The organism is Williamsia sp. DF01-3, from assembly GCF_023051145.1.
GTDB lineage: Bacteria > Actinomycetota > Actinomycetes > Mycobacteriales > Mycobacteriaceae > Williamsia.
This window is the reverse complement of the sequence record NZ_JALKFS010000005.1, coordinates 3361664-3379748: the sequence shown is the minus strand read 5'-3', so window position 1 is coordinate 3379748 and position 18085 is coordinate 3361664. Positions and strand designations below refer to the sequence as shown.

Below are 18085 nucleotides of genomic sequence, written 5' to 3'. Positions count from 1 at the left end.
CGTAGTGTGAGCGACATTGCCTTCCTCGGTAGGAGCTCAGACATGGCAGACGACGAGAATGTGGTGACAACCACCAGTGGGCCGGTTCGGGGCCTGGACGACGGGATCACCAAGTCGTGGCGGGGTATCCGCTATGCGGCGCCACCCACGGGCGAGCGGCGTTGGCGGGCGCCGGTGTCACCGGAACCTTGGGCCGATGTCGTCGACGCGACCACGTTCGGTCCGGTGGCGCCGCAACCGAACAATCCGGTGATCACGCTCGGACCCGGCGCCGTCAAGGACGAGGACTGCCTGAGCCTCAACGTCTGGTCGGCGTCAGTGGTCACTCCGGACGACCCACGGCCGGTCATGGTCTGGATCCACGGGGGCGCATACATTTTCGGCACGTCGAGTCAGCCGTTGTACGACGGGCGCGCGCTTGTCTCTGATGGCGACGTCGTGTTGGTGACGGTCAATTACAGACTCGGAGCGCTGGGATTTCTGGATCTGTCGGCGTTCAGCACCGATGAGCGCGTTTTCGACACCAACCTCGCGCTGCGAGACGTGATCCTCGCGTTGCAATGGGTTCAAGACAACATTGCCGGCTTCGGGGGAGACCCGGAACGGGTGACCCTTTTCGGGGAATCAGCGGGCGGGGGCATCGTCACGACACTCCTGACCGTACCGGCTGCGTCAGGACTGTTCTCCCGTGCAATCGCGCAGAGCTCGCCGGCGACCTCGGTGTACGACAGCGCAAGGGCAAAACGTGCCGCCGACATCTTTCTCCAGAAGGTCGGGGTCGAACCGGATGAGGTTGCGACACTTTATGACATGCCGGTCGATCGCCTGGTGTCGGCAGGACTCGAACTGTTCAGCGATGTGCCGGCCGCAACACCCGGGACACTGGCGTTCGCACCGGTGGTCGACAAGGATCTGCTGCCTGACTACCCGCTGGCGGCGGCCTGTGCCGGCCGCTCGAACCCAGTTCCTCTGATCATCGGTACCAACAAAGACGAGGCGGCGCTGTTCAAGTGGATGAAGTCGCCGTTGATGCCGATCACCCCGGATGCGATTCGCGCCATGTTCGCCGAGATCGCGGCAGAGCAGCCGGAGCTCAAACTGCCCAGTGAAGCCGAGATCGGTTCGGCCTACTCGGGTTTGAAGATGAAGGCAGCCGGGCTCGCTGTCGCCCGCGACGTCGGTTTTCGGATGCCGACCATCTGGCTCGCCGAAGCGCACAGTGCCGTCGCGCCGGTGTATCTCTACCGGTTCGACTGGGCCACGCCGATGCTGCGGGCCTTGCGGGTCGGGGCCACACATGCCACCGAATTGCCGTATGTCTGGGGCAACCTGGTGGCCGGCCGCAAGGACATCACGTTCAAACTCGGTGGCCTGAAAGTGGGGAAGGCGCTCTCAGCCCGTCTCCAGAATCGATGGGTGAACTTCGCCGTGGACGGTCATCCCGGCGGACTACCGGGTGACCCGGAATGGCCTCCCTACGTACCGGATCAGCGTGCGACCCTGGTGATCGACAGGCAAGACAAAGTGGTCGATGACCTCGACCGGGATCTGCGTGCGGCGTGGGGTACCGAGGTGCTCAACTTCCTCTAACCGGCATCACCGGCGGCATCGACGAGGACTTCGAGATACTTGGCCACACCGTCGTCGTCGTTGGTCGCCAGGATGTGATCGGCTGCTGCGAGGGCATCGGGTGAGCCGTTCGCCGGACACAACGCCAGGCCGGCCCATTCGAGCATCGGCAGATCGTTGATCGCGTCTCCACAGGCCGCGACCTCGGTCGGATCGATGTCCCACGCGTCACACAGTCGGGCGAGTCCACTCGCCTTGGAGACGCCTTCGGCGGCCATCTCCACGTAGGGCGCGCCGGAATGGGTCGGGGTCACGCCAGGTATCCCGGCCTGCGCCACTCGCCGGAAGAGGTCGACGCTCGGGATATGAGCATGGCGCGCAACGACTTTGACAATCGGTTCGTCGTCCAACGAGGCCGTGTCGCTCATCTCCATGGTCAGCGGATCACGATGGTGGTCGGCGTAGACACAGAGCGCGGCGTAGGCCGGGTCGGCGATGAAACGAGTCGGGCCGACCACGGAGAACACGGTGCCGGGAAAGAGGGTCCGCACCTGTTCGATTGCCGTACCGGCGACGTCCGGGGCCATCGCCTGCACGTCGAAGATGGTGGCCTCGCCATCGGTGAGGTCGATCAACACGGCGCCGTTCGCAGCAACGGCATAACCGCGAAACCCGCTGCCGACAGCAAGGTTGTGAACCGAATGTTGCGCTCTAGCAGTGGCCCATACCACTCGGATACCTGCTGTGGCAGCGGCGGCCATGGCCGCCGCCGACCGTTCACTGATCGTTCGTCGAGACGTCAGCAAAGTGCCGTCGAGGTCGGTTGCCAGCAGCCGGATACTCACACGAGCATGATGCCAAGCGGTGGTGCGGCCCGTTGCACGAGATAGCGGTTCAGGCGGTTGGCCAGGTCGCGCCCCGGTGCTGCGGCCGATTCGAATGGAGCATCTCCGATTCCGTTTCGCGGTGCGGGCCCGCTGCCCGCTGTAACGTCTGCGCTGGAGGCCCGCCATGATCCTGGAGTACATCCGCTACCGCATCGACGAATCATCAGCTGCCGAATTCGAGGCTGCGTACGCCCGCGCCGCCGACGCCCTGCACAAGTCCGAGCACTGCGTCGACTTCGAGTTGTCGCGAGCAGTCGAAAAGCCCGACCACTACATCCTGCGCATCACGTGGGACTCCCTGGATGGACATTTGACAGGCTTTCGAGGCAGTGAACTGTTCCGGTCGTTCTTCGCCGAGATCAAGAACTACGTGGGCGCCATCGACGAGATGCAGCACTACGAACTGACCAGCGTCACCGGTACCGGCTCGGGCGCCGACGTCCCGCCCACCCTGTTCGAATGGGCGGGCGGCGCAGAAGCGTTCGACAAGCTTTTCACTCGTTTCTACGAACTGGTCCCGCAAGACGAGTTGTTGGCACCGATGTTCGCCGGGATGGATGCGCGTCACGCGCAACATGTCGCCTCGTGGGTGGGCGAGGTATTCGGTGGCCCTGCCGAATACACCGCGCATGGCGGCGGCTACGAGAACATGCTCGCCCATCACGTCGGTAAGGCCATCACGCCCACGCAACGCCGGCGCTGGGTGGACCTACTGCTCGATGCAGCGGACGAAGTGGGTCTGCCCGACGACCCGGAGTTCAGGTCGGCCTTTGTCGCCTACCTCGAGTGGGGCACCCGCATCGCGGTGGAGAACTCCCAACCCGGAGCCACCCCGATGCCCCATGCCCCGGTGCCACGTTGGGGCTGGGGTATGGCCCCTCCCTGGCAAGGTTGAACGGTCCTGTCCGAAGCAATCGATACCGTTGACGGATGCACCTCGATGACGTCGTGACCACCAGCGCGGCGGTCGCCGCAACCCGTTCGCGGAAAGCGAAGACCCTCGCCATCGCAGATCTGTTGCGCGGCGCCGCACCGCAGGACGTACGCGCTGTGGTCGCCTGGCTGTCAGGCGAGACGCTGCAGGGCCGACTCGGTATCGGTTGGCGCACGCTCTCGGGGGCCCGGGCACACGCGGCCGCAAGTCCGACGTGGACGGTGGCAGAGGTCGACAGCCTGCTCGACGAGCTGGCCGTGACCTCCGGTGCCGGCTCGGTCAAGCTTCGAAAGGAGTTGTTGGGCAGCCTGTTCGAAAGGGCGACATCAGGTGAACAGGACTTCCTCATCCGACTGCTCACCGGAGAGGTACGCCAGGGAGCGCTGGAAGGCGTGATGACCGAGGCGATCGCTACGGCCTCTGATCTGCCGGTTGACGTGGTGAGGCGGGCGTTCATGCTGTCGGGCAGCCTTGCCGAGACCGCGGCCGCGGCAATGGGTGGCGGCGCAGCTGCCCTTCAGTCTTTCGGTTTGGAGGTCGGCCGGCCGGTGCGGCCGATGCTTGCTTCGCCCGCGAAGTCGCTCGGCGAGGCGCATTCGGCGCTAGGTGGGAACGTGAGCGTGGAGTACAAGCTCGATGGTGCTCGAATCCAGGTGCATCGCAACGGCGATGAGGTGGCGATCTTCACGCGAACACTCAACGACATCACCGAACGGGTACCCGAGCTCGTGCAGTTGGTGCGTGACCTACCGTGTGAGTCGGTGGTTCTGGACGGGGAGACACTGGCGCTCGCCGACTCGGGCCGACCCCGGCCGTTTCAGGAGACGATGAGCAGGTTCGGCGCCAGTTCGCAGCGCGATTTGTTGCTGCAGCCATATTTCTTCGACTGCCTGCATCTCGACGGTGAAGACCTGCTCGACCGGCCATTGTCCGATCGGATAGGTGTACTCGATCGCCTTGCGCCCCAGCATCGGATTCCGGCGCTACGATCTCCGACTGTCGAGGAGACCGAGGCCCATCTCGATGCTGCGCTCGCCGCCGGTCATGAAGGCATCATGATCAAAGCCCTCGACTCGACGTACGCGGCAGGCCGGCGGGGCAAGTCGTGGCAGAAGGTCAAGCCGGAGCACACGCTCGATCTCATCGTGCTGGGTGCCGAATGGGGCTATGGCCGTCGGACGGGCTACCTCTCCAATCTGCACCTCGGCGCTCGCGATCCGGATGGCGGGGAACCGATCATGGTGGGTAAAACGTTCAAGGGGCTCACCGATGAGCTGTTGCGTTGGCAGACAGAAGAGTTCCCGAAGGTGGAGCGAAACCGGGACCAGCACACCGTGTACGTACATCCGCAGATCGTGGTGGAGATCGAGTTGGATGGCGTGCAGGTGAGCAGTCGATATCCCGGCGGTGTCGCGTTGCGTTTCGCACGCGTCTTGCGGTATCGGCCGGACAAGACCGCCGCGATGGCCGACACCATCGAGGCGGTACGGGCGATGTTGCCGGGAGACGGGAGTTAGTTCAACGGCTGCGCGGCGAGTTCGAGGACGCGCGTCTCGGAACTGCGCCTTGCCTCGGCGGCCTGCGTCGATTTCGAATCCAGATCCGGGATGCGACCTACCAATGTGAGGTCGTCGGTGACGACCTCCACCTGCATCCCCAGTGCTTTACCAAGGACCTGGGTCAGTGGCGGAATCGTGTGGTCCAGCGACTCCTCGGCCGTGCCGGGCGCGTACACAAGGCCTCGCGAGGAGATGACCACCACCGGCTTACCTGCGAACGGTTGGTCGGGAGTGTCGAAAGGCGCTGTGGTGCCCAGTACGTGAATGTGGTCGATCCAGGCTTTCAGGGTGGAGGGCAGCGACCAGTTGTACATGGGCGCACCGACAACCACCACGTCGGCGGCAATCACTTCGTTGATCAGTTGCCACTGCAGGGCCTCCGACTCGGCACTGGGCTGCTCGGTGGCAGACCGCAGCCTGGTGGCGTAATGCAGTCCTGCGTCGGAAAGGTGCGGGATGGGGTCGCGATGGAGATCGCGGTAGGTGACCGTTCTCGTCGAGTCGGCGGCGAGCCATGTCTGCGCGAACAGCTGGGTCAGCTCGCGAGATCGGGAGGTGTGGACGTCGGCGGACGAATCGAGGTGAAGTAGGTGAGCCATGGTCTCATTCTGCCCACCCTTGGCAGACGGGTCCGATGAGTGTCTCTGCGTGCTACTGGACGCCTACCCGTTTCGGTGCCGTGGCCCACAGGAGCAGCACACCGACGGCGATTCCGATCCCGAGGTACAGCCAGCCCAAAGGTGCTTGCGAGTTCTCGGGCAGGACCCCTGCGGTGGTCATCGCGGCACTGACGATGAGGTAACACCCTGCACTCACCACCCCGCCGATCAGGCCGAGATTGCGGTCGAACAGGCCCAGGGCAAGTCCATACATCTGTGGGCACAAGACACCGCACCCGGCCAAAGCGAGGCAGGCGCCGATCGTGATGGCCGGTGCGTTCACGCCCATCAGCGCTGCGGAGGCGACGAGAATCATTGCCCCGCAGAAGAAGACGCCCAGTGCTCCGAATGCCAGAGGTCGGGTGCGGATGCGGGTCGCGAGTGTCCCGCACGCCAGCTCGCCCAGCAGGTTCGCACCTCCGACGATCAACGCCATCGCGCCGTACGCGGCGGGTGAGAAGTCCAGTTCTTCTTGATAGAGAAATGGGCCGACCACACCGAACACCAACTGCGCTGATGCCATCAGGCCGAATACGACAATCAGCACCACGAACACGCGGTGGCGTAACGCGGCAGCCAGGACACGGGCGGTGATCCGAAAGTCCACCCGATCGCGGTCATCGGCTGCGAGTGTTTCCGGAAGCGCGAACGTGACCAGGACAGCGACCGAGGCAGCGAGAAGCGCGATGAGAGCGAAGATCCACCGCCACGAGATGAACTGCACCAGCAGTCCGCCGATCGCCGGAGCCAGTACCGGAGCCACGCCCCACGCCGCGCCGAGTAGACCCGAGACAGCGATCAGTCGAGTACCGGCGAAGCAGTCGGCGGCGATGGCGTAGGCCAGGACCAGGCAAGCGCAGGCCCCGCAACCCTGGAGAAAACGTAGGACGAGCAGGGTGATCACGTTGTCTGAGACCGAACAACCCAGGCTCGTTGCGACGACGATCGAAAGACACACCAGCAACACCGGTTTGCGCCCGACCGCGTCCGAGATCACGCCCACCGGTATGAAGGCCAACGCCATACCCAACATGTAGGCGGTGACCGTGTTCTGCAAGGTCGTGCTTGTCGACCCGAGCTCGGTCGCCATGTCGGGGAGTGCAGGGGTGTATGCATCCAGCGGAATTTGGCTCAGCGGAATGACCATCAACAGGATCGCGACGATCCCGCGCGACGCCACAGGCGCGGTCGGCCTCGTCACGAGGTCATCCCCGTCAAGCGCAGCATCCGGAGAACGCTACCGCCCCGCGGGCCAGAACGCGCCGGGAGCGTCAGACGACGTTGTCGCGCTGCTCATTCCAAAACTCGACAATTGCCGTGGACAGGGCCGCGGGCTGTTCGATCGCCGGGATCACGCGGGCACCCCTGACGGTGACCTCGCGCGCATCGGTCATCGTTGCCGCGACTGCTCTGGCCTCTGCGGGCGTCCATTCGCCTCGGTCATCAGTGGTGACGAACAGAGTCGGACAGTCGATTTTGTTTACCGCCCACGTCAGGTCGGTTCGATCGAGAATCGCGGTTTCGATCGCATTCACCATCGCTGCGTTCGTCACTCGACGCATCGAAGACCTGAGCAAGGCGACCGCTTCTGTATCGGTCGCCCGTGTCCGGTCGGTGAACAGTGTCTCTTCGATCGCCTTGCGCGGTAACCCCCGAGGACCGAACATGCGGTACAGCGGAGCGAGGGCGCGGACCTTCAGACGCAACGGCTTGCTGATCGGATTCGTCGGTGCGCTGATCGCGGTGAGAGTGCGGACCAGATCAGGACGTGTTGCGGCCAAGTGCATTCCGACATGCCCTCCCCATGCGTTGCCGAGCCAGTCGACTGGTCCGCCGAGGTCTTCGACCAGCGACGTCATCAGCTCAGCTGCTGCAGAGGCGCAGGCTGCGATGTCGGTGGGCCGAACCAGGGCGTCGCTCTTACCAGACGAGGGGGCGTCGACGAGAAAAAGACGCCGGTGTTCGGCGAGGGTGGGCAGCACTCGGTCCCAGCTCGACGAGTCCACGAACATGCTGTGCCACAACACCGCGGGTGGACCATTTCCCACTGCGCGGACGTGCAGGCCACCCAGGCTGGTGGGGACAGTCGACGTGATTTCGGCAATGGCCATGGGAAGCTCCTCGTTGATCGGTCCAATTGAGATTACAGCGCGTAAAGTCAAATGAATATAGGCTGATCGAATGGTCCGCACATACTCGTCGGAGGTACGCGCAGAACGAGCTCAAGAAAAGCGACGCGCAGTCGTGGCAGCGGCGCACGCGATGTTCGTCGAGGAAGGGTGGGTGCCCACCACGATGGCGAAAGTTGCTGCTGCCGCAGGAGTCACGCGTCAGACGGTCTACTCCCAATTCGAATCGAAGTTGGCGCTGCTCGACGCGTGTATCGATCGTGCGCTCTCTGATGGTCGGGCTATCCCAGTTCGAGAGATGCCCGAGTATCGCGCGATGGGCGTCGGCGATCGGCACGCGCGAATAGCGGCCGGGGCACGATGGCTCTGCGGTGCGCACGAACGGTCAGCGGTCATCCAGGCCGTGCTCGATCAGGCGGCTGTCACCGATGCCGAGGCGGCTTCGCGGCTCGCCCAGCGCGAACGCACCCGTCACAACGAAGTCGGCTTTGCGCTGTCGCTGATCCTTGACGCCGAACCCGAGACGCTCATCGTCGATGCGGTGTGGACGATGGCGTCCCGGCGGGTGTGGCTGATGTTGGTCGACGAACAGCGCTGGAGCGGTGCTCTGTGGTGTCGCTGGTTCGCCGCTCAGGTGACACTGCTCGTCGATCCGCGCGGACCGCTGGCCGGTTAGAGGTCAATCGGCAGACGGCGGGACGAACTCCGGTTGGTCGAGCAGCCTGAGCCAGCTGCCGTCGGGTTGACGGCGCACCACCTGTGCTCGTGCGCCTGACCCGTCTCGGGGTGGTGTTGACGTCAAGGCGATGTCTCCGCTGATGAGAGTCGGCAGCGGCGCCTCGGGTTCGAACTGTGGCCGCGAGGTCAGCACCTTCTCCCACAACGCCTGGATGGCCGCGCGACCAACGGTCTGCTCGCCCGGGGGATAGGCCATGACAGCGTCGTCTTCGTAGAGCAATGCCACCCCCTCCGCGTCGCCTGCGTTGCAGCGTTCGACGAACAGCCGGGTCAGGTCCTCAGGGCGCAGCGCCCGTTCTCGATTCGGCACAATGTCTCCTCGTTGGTCGGTATGTGACTGATTTAAGCCTCACGTCCGCCGTTCAAGAAGTCCAACAGATTGTTCTTCTGCGAACTAGAATTACTGGATATGGAGCTACGTCAACTCGAGTACTTCGTCGCGGTGGCTGACGAATCGAACTTCACGCGTGCGGCAGAACGGGTTCACATCAGTCAATCCGGGGTGAGCGCACAGATCCGGCAGCTCGAGAAGGAGCTGAACTGCGAATTGTTCGACCGCTCCAGTCGGGTGGTGCGGCTGACGCCGGCTGGGCGTGCGGCACTCGAACCGGCTCGGCATGCGCTGGCTGCGGCTGCGGGAGTGGAACAGGCTGTCGACGAGGTGGCGGGTTTGCTGCGCGGCCACCTCACCATCGGCATGGTGACCGGTTGCACCATCACGCCGTTGTTTGCCGCCTTGGAGAAGTTCCATCGATCGCATCCCGGGGTGGAGGTGATGTTGCGCGAGAGCTCATCGGACCTGATGGTCGGTGAAGTACGCAGTGGAACAATCGATCTCGCTCTGATCGGTGCGGCCGGTAGTCTTCCGTCCGGGCTCAACTCGATGACGATCATGAGTGAAGGTCTGTGTGCGATGGTGCCTGTGGGCCACTCGTTGGACAGGCGGAAAAGCTTGAGTGTGAACGACATCGCCGACCAACGCATCATCGCCATGCCTGCGGGGACCGGTCTGAGAACAGCATTCGACCGAGCATGTCTTGCTCACGGTGTGGAACCGGTGATCGCGCTGGAGGCAAGTGCACCGGACGCCATCGTGGAACTGGCAGCCAGGGGACTCGGAATCGGCATACTGAGCATGTCGATGGCGGACGATCATCGTGATCGACTCACCGTTGTTCCCCTTGCCGGTCTACCTGATCCCGCACTGCTGGCTGTCGTCTGGCCCGAGTCCGCCGGCCCGGCCGTTCGTGCGCTGGTGCCCGAACTCGAGGAGGCATTCGCGCTGTGAATCCGCACGCTTTCGCCGACTCCGAACGAGCATCCGTGTACCGGGCCATCGGCGAACGACGAGACATGCGGCGGTTCGTTCCCGATTCGGTGGTGCCCGAGGAAGTCCTGACGCGGCTCCTGCAGGCTGCCCATGCGGCCCCGAGTGTGGGGCTGATGCAGCCCTGGCGATTCCTGCGCATCACCGACAACATGCTGCGCCGGAAGATCCGCGACATCGTCGACGAAGAACGGTGTCGGACTGCGGAGGCGTTGGGGGAGCGGTCGGACGAGTTCCTTCAGCTGAAGGTCGAAGGTGTTCTCGATTGTGCCGAACTGCTGGTCGTGGCACTCGGCGACGACCGCGACCGGCACATTTTCGGGCGTCGAACGATGCCGAGAATGGACCTCGCCTCGGTGTCCTGTGCCATCCAGAACATGTGGTTGGCCGCCCGGGCGGAAGGTCTCGGGATGGGGTGGGTGTCGCTGTTCGATCCTGAGGTCCTCGGCGATCTTCTCGCCCTGCCGCCCGGCGCCGAGCCGGTCGCAGTGCTCTGTCTCGGACCAGTTCCCGATTTCCCCGACAGGCCGGCCCTGGAGATCGATGATTGGGCACACGGTCGGCCGATCTCGGAGTTCGTCACCGAAAACCGCTGGAGCTGAGCGGTTTTGAAGACAGAATTGTCGCCCCGAATGGGGGCGACGATTCTGTTCGAGTCACAACTTGCTGGAACTGGTTGATCTACAGGATGTAGAGCATCTCCTGGTAGGTCGGCAGCGGCCAGAGATCATCTGCGATCTGCGCCTCGATCTGGTCGGCGGCTTCGCGCACCGCGTCCATGGCGGGTAGCAGTGTGTCCTTGGCGTGCACCGCTTCTTCGTAGCTTCCCTCGACGTGTGTCGCCAGAGCCTCCTTGAGTTGCGTCAAACCGCTCGTCAGTGCTGCAAGCGGTTCGGACAGTGCGTTGAGGAGTGTGAGATCGGCTTCGACGCCTGCCGCTTTCAACGCTCCGACGTTGGTCGCCAATTCTGTCTGGTACCTGACCGCCGCCGGTAGCACCAGGGTCGAGCCGATCTCGAGGGTGAGCTTGGCCTCGACCCCGATCGTCAGGGTGTAATGCTCCAAGCCGATCTCGTAACGGCTGTGCATCTCGCGCTCGTTGAACACGCCGTACTTGGAGAAGAGTTCGATCGACTTGGCAGAGATCAGTTCTGGCAATGCGTCGACGGTGGTTTTCAGATTCGGCAGACCGCGGGACTCAGCTTCGATCGGCCACGTGTCGGAATAGCCGTCGCCGTTGAACACCACGGCGCCGTGTTCGGTGATGATGTCGGTGAGCAGCTTTTGGACGGCGGTGTCGAACTGGACACCTTCCTTGACCGCTTCCTCGAGAACGGTCGCGCAGTGGTCCAGCGAGTCGGCCATGATGGTGTTCAGGACGACCATGGGTTCGCTGATCGTCTGCATCGAGCCCGGCGCCCTGAACTCGAAGCGATTCCCGGTGAAGGCGAAGGAGCTGGTGCGGTTCCGATCGCCCGGATCGGTCGGCAGCACCGGGAGGGTGTCCACGCCGATGATCATGGTGCCCTTGCCCTTTGACGAGGTGGCCTCGCCCTTGGCGATCTGCTCGAACACATCGGCCAGCTGCTCACCGAGGAAGATCGAGACGATGGCGGCGGCGCCTCGTTGGCGCCGAGACGATGGTCGTTGGTGGCCGAGGCGACCGAGACCCGAAGCAGCCCTGCGTGCAGGTGTACGGCGCGGATGACAGCCGCACAGAAGACCAGGAATTGCGCGTTCTCATGAGGAGTGTCCCCTGGAACCAGGAGGCTGCCGAACTTGTCGTTGCCGAGCGAGAAGTTCACATGCTTGCCCGAACCGTTCACGCCTTCGAACGGCTTCTCGTGGAACAGGCACTCCATGCCGTGCTTCTTGGCAACGGTCTTGAAGGTTGTCATGAGGAGCTGCTGATGGTCGGCCGCGATGTTGCCCCGTTCGAACATCGGCGCGATCTCGAACTGCCCTGGCGCCACCTCGTTGTGCCGGGTCTTGGCAGGGATCCCGAGTTTGAACAGTTCACGTTCGGTGTCCATCATGAATCCGAGGACCCGCTCGGGGATGGCACCGAAGTAGTGGTCGTCGAACTCCTGGCCCTTGGGCGGCTTGGTGCCGAACAATGTCCGACCGGCATTGATCAGGTCGGGACGCGCGAGAAAGAAGTGTCGATCCACCAGGAAGTACTCCTGCTCGGGCCCGCAGAAGGCCACGATGTGGCCCGGGTTCGAGTGCCCGAACAGCCGGAGCACACGCTCGGCGTGCTTGCCCATCGCCTGCTGTGAGCGGAGGAGCGGGGTCTTGTGATCCAAGGCCTCGCCCGTCATCGAGACGAAAACCGTTGGGATGCAGAGAGTGTTGCCGTTCGGGTTCTCCAGTACGTATGCCGGACTGGTCACATCCCAGCCGGTGTACCCGCGTGCCTCGAAAGTGTTGCGAAGTCCGCCGTTGGGGAAGCTCGACGCATCGGGCTCACCCTGGATGAGTGTCTTGCCCTGGAACTCTGCGAGTGTCGAACCGTCGCTCGCCGGCTCGAGGAAGCTGTCGTGCTTCTCCGCGGTCAGGCCAGTCAGGGGATAGAAAACGTGAGCGTAATGTGTCGCGCCCTTCTCCAGCGCCCAATCCTTCATCGCTGATGCGACGGCGTCGGCGATCGCGGGATCCAATGTGGTCCCTTTTTCGATCGTCGCCATGACGGACTTGTAGACATTTTTCGGCAGGCGTTTGAGCATGACCGATTTGTTGAACACGTTCTCGCCGAAGATGTCTCCGGGAGCCTCGGCCGTGTCGAAGCTGGGGGAGGCGGCGTGTACGCCTCGACCGCAGTGATCGCGGCAAGCCGGATGTTGTTTCCACTCATGTGTTAGACCCTTCAGGCACGGACTCTCCACCTTGTTCTGGGAAAGCCCTGACCTGCGAACCCTACGAATGATCTATAACGGGCTCATTTCGTCGCTGTGACGATGAGAAGCGCCCGGCTAGGGCCGGTCCGTTCTGAACACGTGGTGTTGACCGTCGTCGATGGGATTGTCCGGTGTGAGATACCCGGTCGCGATCTGAGTGAAGCCGGCAGCGAGCAAAGCTCGCCACGAAGCGGGGTTGGCCACCGCAACCGGAACGATGATCGTGTCGGACGACGGATGATCAACCCATGATTTGTCGACCATCTCGCGGATCATGGCAGTACCCAAGCCCTGGCCGGTGAGATCGGGGACACCTATGAAGTAGTCGACAGACAAAGCGTTCGGAGGTACGGAGACCAGGGTTTGCATCTCGACGAGCTCCTCGGGGTAGGCGGAGAACAGATACCGCTGGATCAGACCGATCGGCGCGCCATCGTGTATCACGATGAAGACCTCGCACGGTTCCGTTCCCGTGATGCTGCCACCGAAGTCCCGCTCTACTGCCGCGTCGGACGTGTCGTGGTTCCAGAATCTCGCCACGTGCGGCTGTTCCAGCCATCGCTGGATCAGAGGTAGATCGTGACGCTCGATCGGGCGGAACCGCACTCGTCCAGCATGTGCGCAACACGAGGGACGGTCAAACGAATTAGCGGCCGCCGGGTGAGCGGTCGAACGCGCGCTGGACAGGCCGGGTCGTGGCGCCTGCACAACATCTCAGCGCGCGTTCATCACCGGGAAGACGTGATCGCGCAGCAGCGGTGCCAGATCTGCGCCGGTATCAGTGCGGTGGACCCACCGCAGTTCGGCGATTTCCGCCGAGGCGATGGGGATTGCGGGAAGTCGTGAGCTGAAGACCGTGGCGGAGATCATGGTGTCGGTCTCGTTGGCCGCGGGTGCCCGGAAGGTGCCCACGAGCATCAGGTCGTCAGCAGTGAGCCGAATCCCGATCTCCTCGTCCACCTCGCGGATCGCGGCAGCGGTCGCGTCCTCGCCGGCTTCGAGTTTGCCGCCTGGGAACATGAACATCCGTGTGTCTGACTTGCGCACGGTGAGGATTCTCTGGTGGTCGTCGGAGAAGCACACGGCCGCCACGGTCAAGGTCTGTTGGTCCGATACAGGCACCGCGCATTTTTACCACGACGCCGATACCGGCGGTTTCGGTGAAGAACTTCCCCAAATCTGTAACACGTTCTAGTCTGACGACATGACAGTTTCTGCGGATACCCCCACCGATTTCGACCATCTGCGCGGCGGCACCCACCTGGGCCACCTCATGGTCGCGGCGCTGCGTCGCCATGCGAACGAACCGGTTTTGTTCTTGGGCGACACCACCCTCACCGGGGGGCAGATGGCCGAGCAGATCAGCAAGTACACCCAGGCGTTCGAATCACTCGGTGCCGGATCGGGCAGTGCGGTCGGCCTGTTGGCTCTCAACCGCCCAGAGGTCCTGTTGGTCATCGGAGCGGGACAAACCCAGGGTTGGCGACGCAGTGCTCTGCATCCGCTCGGATCGCTCGACGACCATGCATATGTGCTGAGCGACGCGCAGATCACCACCCTGGTGATCGACCCGGTGCCGATGTTCGTCGAGCGTGCGGCCGCACTCCTCGAGCGTGTCGACAGTCTCAAGCAGGTGCTCACGCTGGGCCCGGTTCCATCTGAACTCTCGGAGGTCGCCCGCGATGTGATCGCTGAATCGCAGCGGTTCGAGGCCAAGCCTCTCAAAGCAGCTGATCTTCCCCCGATCACATCGTGTCGATCACCTACACCGGTGGCACAACCGGAAAGCCGAAGGGAGTCATCGGGACTGCTTCGGCAATGTCCACGATGACGCAGATTCAGCTCTCAGAGTGGGAATGGCCAGAGCACCCGAAGTTCCTGATGTGCACCCCGCTGTCGCATGCCGGGGCTGCGTTCTTCGTACCGACCCTGATGAAGGGCGGCTCGATGGTGGTGTTGCCGAAGTTCGATCCGGCCGAGGTGCTGCGCACCATCGAAGAACAGAAGATCACCGCCACCATGCTGGTGCCATCGATGCTGTACGCCTTGATGGACCATCCCGACTCGCACACGCGCGACCTGTCGTCGCTGGAGACCGTCTACTACGGAGCATCCGCGATCAACCCGGTTCGGCTGGCCGAGGCCATCGAACGCTTCGGTCCGATCTTCGCGCAGTACTACGGACAGTCCGAAGCACCGATGGTGATCAGCTACCTGCCCAAGGACGCCCACGATGAAAAGCGGCTGTCCAGTTGCGGCCGTCCGTCCGCGTTCTTGCGCACCGCCCTTCTGGGTGAAGACGACAAGCCGGTCGCGGTAGGGGAGCCCGGGGAGATCTGCGTGGCCGGTCCGCTGTTGGCGGGTGGCTATTGGGGGCTACCCGAAGCAACGGCAGAAGCATTTCGAGACGGCTGGCTTCGCACCGGAGATGTCGCCAGAGAAGACGAGGACGGCTTCTGGTTCATCGTCGATCGCACCAAGGACATGATCGTCACGGGTGGGTTCAATGTCTTCCCCCGCGAAGTGGAAGATGTTGTCGCCGAACATCCTTCGGTTGCGCAGGTCGGCGTGATCGGAGTTCCCGACGAGAAGTGGGGTGAAGCGGTGACCGCGATCGTGGTGCTGCGGACCGATGCGCCCACGGATGAATCGTCGATCGCGCGGATGACGGCCGAGATCCAGGACGCGGTCAAGGAGCGCAAGGGTGCGGTCCAGTCGCCGAAACAGATCATCGTCGCCGACGCCCTGCCGTTGACCGCCTTGGGTAAACCGGACAAGAAAGCGTTGCGCAAGCAGTACTGGAGCGACAGCGACCGCTCTGTCGGGTAGTCGAGGTGCGTGCAGCGGCAATTCCTACACGTATCGCCGTGAGAACCGGGTGATCAAGGGGCACGGCCCGTCTGGGCGGTTCGGTCTTCGGAGCACCCTACCTGCAGACGCGTCGGCTCGAACGCGCTGCGGCCCTGCTGCGTGACACCGACTATTCGGTGGCAGATGTATGTGTGGCCGTCGGTTTGCGCAGTGTCGGGTCTTTCACCACGAGCTTCAAGCGAACTTACGGACTCACGCCGGCCCGTTATCGGGCCAGTCTGCCTGCCGCAGCCGACCGAGCGATGGTGCCCGCGTGCGTCGTTCGTACGTGCAGTCGTCCCGCGCCCGACAGTCGGCTGTAGCAACCGAATCCTGGAGATCGGGCCAGTCGACGAACAGCACGCGGGGAGAAGACTCGACCGGTAACGCGGCGTTAGCGTCGACTGTGTAAATCCCACTCGAACACAGGAGTTCATCATGAGAATCGCTGGAGCGCAGATCTGGGTTCACGATCAAGACATCGCGCTGAAGTTCTACACCGACCAGTTGGGTATGGAGGTGCGGTCCGACGCCACCGTGCCGGAGCTGGGTGGGTTCCGTTGGCTGACCGTGGCGCCACCGGGGCAAGACGATGTGGCCATCATCCTGATGGCCATTCCGGCACCACCGATGGTGAGCGAGTCCACGCACGACGAGATTCTCGCGCTTGTCACCAAGGGTTTCGCGGGGACGGTGTTTCTCACCACTGACGATTGCCAGTCGGAGTACGAGAAGCTCGCCACCCGCGGGGTTGAGTTCACCGAGGTACCCGAGCGAAGGCCGTATGGGATCGACGCCGGGTTCAGGGACCCATCCGGGAACAGCATCCGGTTGACCCAGCCGACCGAGGTCTACGTGACATAGACGACCTCTGCCGCATCAGGTCTCGACGTCGCCGATCAGTTCGGACACGTGGTTGGGTACGTAGGTCGCCAGTTCGCGAGGAGGTCGTTGATAAGTCCCGGTGTCGATCGGCTTCTCGGGCAAGTCGACCTTCGGTTTCTTCACCTCGTGATAGTCGATCGTGGACAACAGATGCGACATCATGTTCAACCGAGCGTGTTTCTTGACGTCCGATTCGACCACGTACCAGGGGCTGTTCGGGGTGTCGGTGTGGACCATCATCTCGTCCTTCGCGCGAGAGTAATCCTCCCAGCGGTACACCGATTCCAGATCCATCGGACTTAGTTTCCATTGCCGCACAGGATCATTGAGCCGTGACCGGAATCGCCGGAGCTGCTCGTCGTCGGACACCGAGAACCAGTACTTGCGGAGGATGATGCCGTCGTCGAGGAGCATTTGTTCGAAGATGGGCGTTTGACGCAGGAACAGAGAATGCTCCGTGGGTGTGCAGAAGCCCATCACTTTCTCCACGCCTGCCCGGTTGTACCAAGACCGGTCGAAGATGGTGATCTCGCCGGGCGCCGGCAGGTGTGCGATGTATCGCTGGTAGTACCACTGGCCGCGCTCGCGGTCGGTGGGTGCGGGCAATGCGGTCACACGGACAACTCGGGGCGACAGATATTCGGTGATGCGCTTGATCGTGCCGCCCTTGCCGGCCGCGTCACGGCCCTCGAAGATCACCACGACCCGGGTACCGGTGTCCTTCACCCACTCTTGCAATTTCACGAACTCGGATTGCAAGCGAAAGAGTTCGGCCTCATAGACATCTTTGGGGATCTTGTGGGCCTTGCTCTTCTTACCGCTGTCCTTCTTTCCCATGGAGGGAGCCTACTGGGTTGCAAGCGCGTCGTCAGCGATTGTGAACCACCGGGCTGATCGATCCGGCTCAGACCTTGTTGCCGGACAACGCCAGGGTGCCGCCCAACCCGATCATCATCAAACCGCCCGTTGCGCTCACCTGTGCTTGCCGCCGGGGTGAATCGGTGAACCAGGAGCGGGCGACCGATGCGATCATCGCCCATGCGCTGTCGCAGATCAACCCGATCACGAGAAAGATCGCCCCCAGGACAAACATCTGAAAGCCGGGGGCGCCCGAGCCCGGTTCGACGAATTGGGGTAGCACCGCTGCCAGGAACACCAGAGCCTTCGGATTGGTGAGGCCAACCGTGAAGCCCTGTGTCACAACGCGCCTTGTCGTCACTTCGCCGCCGGGACCGGCGCCCGCGTGGATGCGGTGGCGATGACGGATCGCTTGGACCCCCAAATAAATCAGGTACACAGCACCGGCTGATTTGATGATCATGAACATGGTTGCGGACGCGGCCACCACGGCGCCGATGCCCAGCGCGACAGCCGCGATCTGAGGGATCAGACCCATGGTGTTGCCGAGCACGCTCAGGAGCCCGACTCGCCTGCCATAGGCGATTGAACGTCCGACAACAAACAGCACACTGGGCCCCGGGACGGCGATCAGCACAACTGCGGCGACGATGAATGCAAGCAGATTGGGTAGAGGAACCACTGTTTCACTGAACCACCGATGTCAACCCGTTGGCAGGCGCGTTCTGAAGACCGCGGGAATCTTCGGAGCCTTGATGTGGTTGCCCACGTGACCGCGAAGGAAGAAGGACAC

16 protein-coding genes and 3 pseudogenes are annotated in these 18085 nt (G+C 63.0%); 9 read left to right on the top strand and 10 right to left on the bottom strand.

Going from position 1 to position 18085, the window contains the following annotated elements:
• The first annotated feature begins 42 nt into the window (after positions 1-42).
• Complete coding sequence (locus tag MVA47_RS18045) at positions 43-1590, top strand: carboxylesterase/lipase family protein (RefSeq protein ID WP_247209077.1); 1548 nt, start codon at positions 43-45, stop codon at positions 1588-1590.
• Here MVA47_RS18045 and MVA47_RS18040 read toward each other — a convergent pair.
• A complete protein-coding gene (locus MVA47_RS18040; protein ID WP_247209075.1) occupies positions 1587-2414 on the bottom strand; it encodes an HAD family hydrolase in 828 nt (275 codons plus the stop codon). The two genes, MVA47_RS18045 and MVA47_RS18040, sit on opposite strands and share 4 nt — an antisense overlap.
• Positions 2415-2580: 166 nt before the next feature.
• Between MVA47_RS18040 and MVA47_RS18035 the strand changes: the two genes are divergently transcribed.
• Together MVA47_RS18035 and MVA47_RS18030 are read left to right on the top strand one after the other, a co-directional pair.
• Positions 2581-3351: an antibiotic biosynthesis monooxygenase gene (locus MVA47_RS18035; protein ID WP_247209074.1), complete on the top strand. Its 771-nt coding sequence runs from the start codon at positions 2581-2583 to the stop codon at positions 3349-3351.
• A gap of 35 nt (positions 3352-3386) precedes the next feature.
• A complete protein-coding gene (locus tag MVA47_RS18030; RefSeq protein WP_247209072.1) occupies positions 3387-4907 on the top strand; it encodes an ATP-dependent DNA ligase in 1521 nt (506 codons plus the stop codon).
• Here the strand turns inward: MVA47_RS18030 and MVA47_RS18025 are convergent.
• From MVA47_RS18025 to MVA47_RS18015, 3 genes are all read right to left on the bottom strand, one after another.
• Positions 4904-5548 carry an FMN-dependent NADH-azoreductase gene (locus MVA47_RS18025; protein WP_247209066.1) on the bottom strand — a complete coding sequence of 215 codons (645 nt, stop codon included), beginning with the start codon at positions 5546-5548 and terminating at the stop codon, positions 4904-4906. The genes MVA47_RS18030 and MVA47_RS18025 overlap by 4 nt on opposite strands.
• Before the next feature lie 52 nt (positions 5549-5600).
• The gene (locus tag MVA47_RS18020; RefSeq protein WP_247209064.1) at positions 5601-6809 is read right to left on the bottom strand and encodes a multidrug effflux MFS transporter; all 1209 of its coding nucleotides are present in this window, start codon (positions 6807-6809) and stop codon (positions 5601-5603) included.
• 70 nt (positions 6810-6879) lie between these two features.
• A complete protein-coding gene (locus MVA47_RS18015; RefSeq protein ID WP_247209063.1) occupies positions 6880-7719 on the bottom strand; it encodes an alpha/beta fold hydrolase in 840 nt (279 codons plus the stop codon).
• A 70-nt stretch (positions 7720-7789) separates the two neighbouring features.
• Between MVA47_RS18015 and MVA47_RS18010 the strand changes: the two genes are divergently transcribed.
• Positions 7790-8413 carry a TetR/AcrR family transcriptional regulator gene (locus MVA47_RS18010; RefSeq protein WP_247209062.1) on the top strand — a complete coding sequence of 208 codons (624 nt, stop codon included), beginning with the start codon at positions 7790-7792 and terminating at the stop codon, positions 8411-8413.
• Between the two features lie 3 nt (positions 8414-8416).
• Here MVA47_RS18010 and MVA47_RS18005 read toward each other — a convergent pair whose 3' ends face one another.
• The gene (locus tag MVA47_RS18005; protein WP_247209061.1) at positions 8417-8785 is read right to left on the bottom strand and encodes a nuclear transport factor 2 family protein; all 369 of its coding nucleotides are present in this window, start codon (positions 8783-8785) and stop codon (positions 8417-8419) included.
• A 99-nt stretch (positions 8786-8884) separates the two neighbouring features.
• Between MVA47_RS18005 and MVA47_RS18000 the strand changes: the two genes are divergently transcribed.
• Positions 8885-9763, top strand: coding sequence for a LysR family transcriptional regulator (locus MVA47_RS18000; RefSeq protein ID WP_247209059.1), 879 nt, complete (start codon positions 8885-8887; stop codon positions 9761-9763).
• On the top strand, positions 9760-10404 hold the full coding sequence (bluB, locus tag MVA47_RS17995) for a 5,6-dimethylbenzimidazole synthase (protein WP_247209055.1): 645 nt from the start codon (positions 9760-9762) through the stop codon (positions 10402-10404). Before MVA47_RS18000 ends, bluB begins: the two co-directional genes overlap by 4 nt.
• Positions 10405-10483: 79 nt before the next feature.
• On the opposite strand, the pseudogene MVA47_RS17990 reads toward bluB, so the two are convergent.
• The 3 genes and pseudogenes from MVA47_RS17990 to MVA47_RS17980 all read right to left on the bottom strand — a co-directional run bounded on the left by MVA47_RS17990 (position 10484) and on the right by MVA47_RS17980 (position 13821).
• Positions 10484-12656: pseudogene (locus MVA47_RS17990) on the bottom strand (glutamine synthetase III).
• 118 nt (positions 12657-12774) lie between these two features.
• Positions 12775-13305: a GNAT family N-acetyltransferase gene (locus MVA47_RS17985; RefSeq protein ID WP_247209053.1), complete on the bottom strand. Its 531-nt coding sequence runs from the start codon at positions 13303-13305 to the stop codon at positions 12775-12777.
• Positions 13306-13413: 108 nt separating this feature from the next.
• Positions 13414-13821, bottom strand: coding sequence for an NUDIX domain-containing protein (locus MVA47_RS17980; RefSeq protein ID WP_247209051.1), 408 nt, complete (start codon positions 13819-13821; stop codon positions 13414-13416).
• Positions 13822-13903: 82 nt separating this feature from the next.
• Between MVA47_RS17980 and fadD8 the strand changes: the two are divergent.
• The 3 genes and pseudogenes from fadD8 (at position 13904) to MVA47_RS17965 (ending at position 16413) form a co-directional block, all read left to right on the top strand.
• Positions 13904-15528, top strand: a pseudogene (fadD8, locus tag MVA47_RS17975) (fatty-acid--CoA ligase FadD8).
• A gap of 98 nt (positions 15529-15626) precedes the next feature.
• Positions 15627-15872: pseudogene (locus MVA47_RS17970) on the top strand (helix-turn-helix transcriptional regulator); the annotation flags it as partial.
• A gap of 112 nt (positions 15873-15984) precedes the next feature.
• Complete coding sequence (locus tag MVA47_RS17965) at positions 15985-16413, top strand: VOC family protein (protein ID WP_247210884.1); 429 nt, start codon at positions 15985-15987, stop codon at positions 16411-16413.
• 15 nt (positions 16414-16428) lie between these two features.
• Here MVA47_RS17965 and ppk2 read toward each other — a convergent pair whose 3' ends face one another.
• Together ppk2 and MVA47_RS17955 are read right to left on the bottom strand one after the other, a co-directional pair.
• The gene (ppk2, locus tag MVA47_RS17960; RefSeq protein WP_247209050.1) at positions 16429-17271 is read right to left on the bottom strand and encodes a polyphosphate kinase 2; all 843 of its coding nucleotides are present in this window, start codon (positions 17269-17271) and stop codon (positions 16429-16431) included.
• A 67-nt stretch (positions 17272-17338) separates the two neighbouring features.
• Positions 17339-17974 (bottom strand): LysE family translocator, encoded by a 636-nt coding sequence (locus tag MVA47_RS17955; protein ID WP_247209049.1) that lies wholly within the window; start codon positions 17972-17974, stop codon positions 17339-17341.
• Positions 17975-18085: the final 111 nt, after the last annotated feature.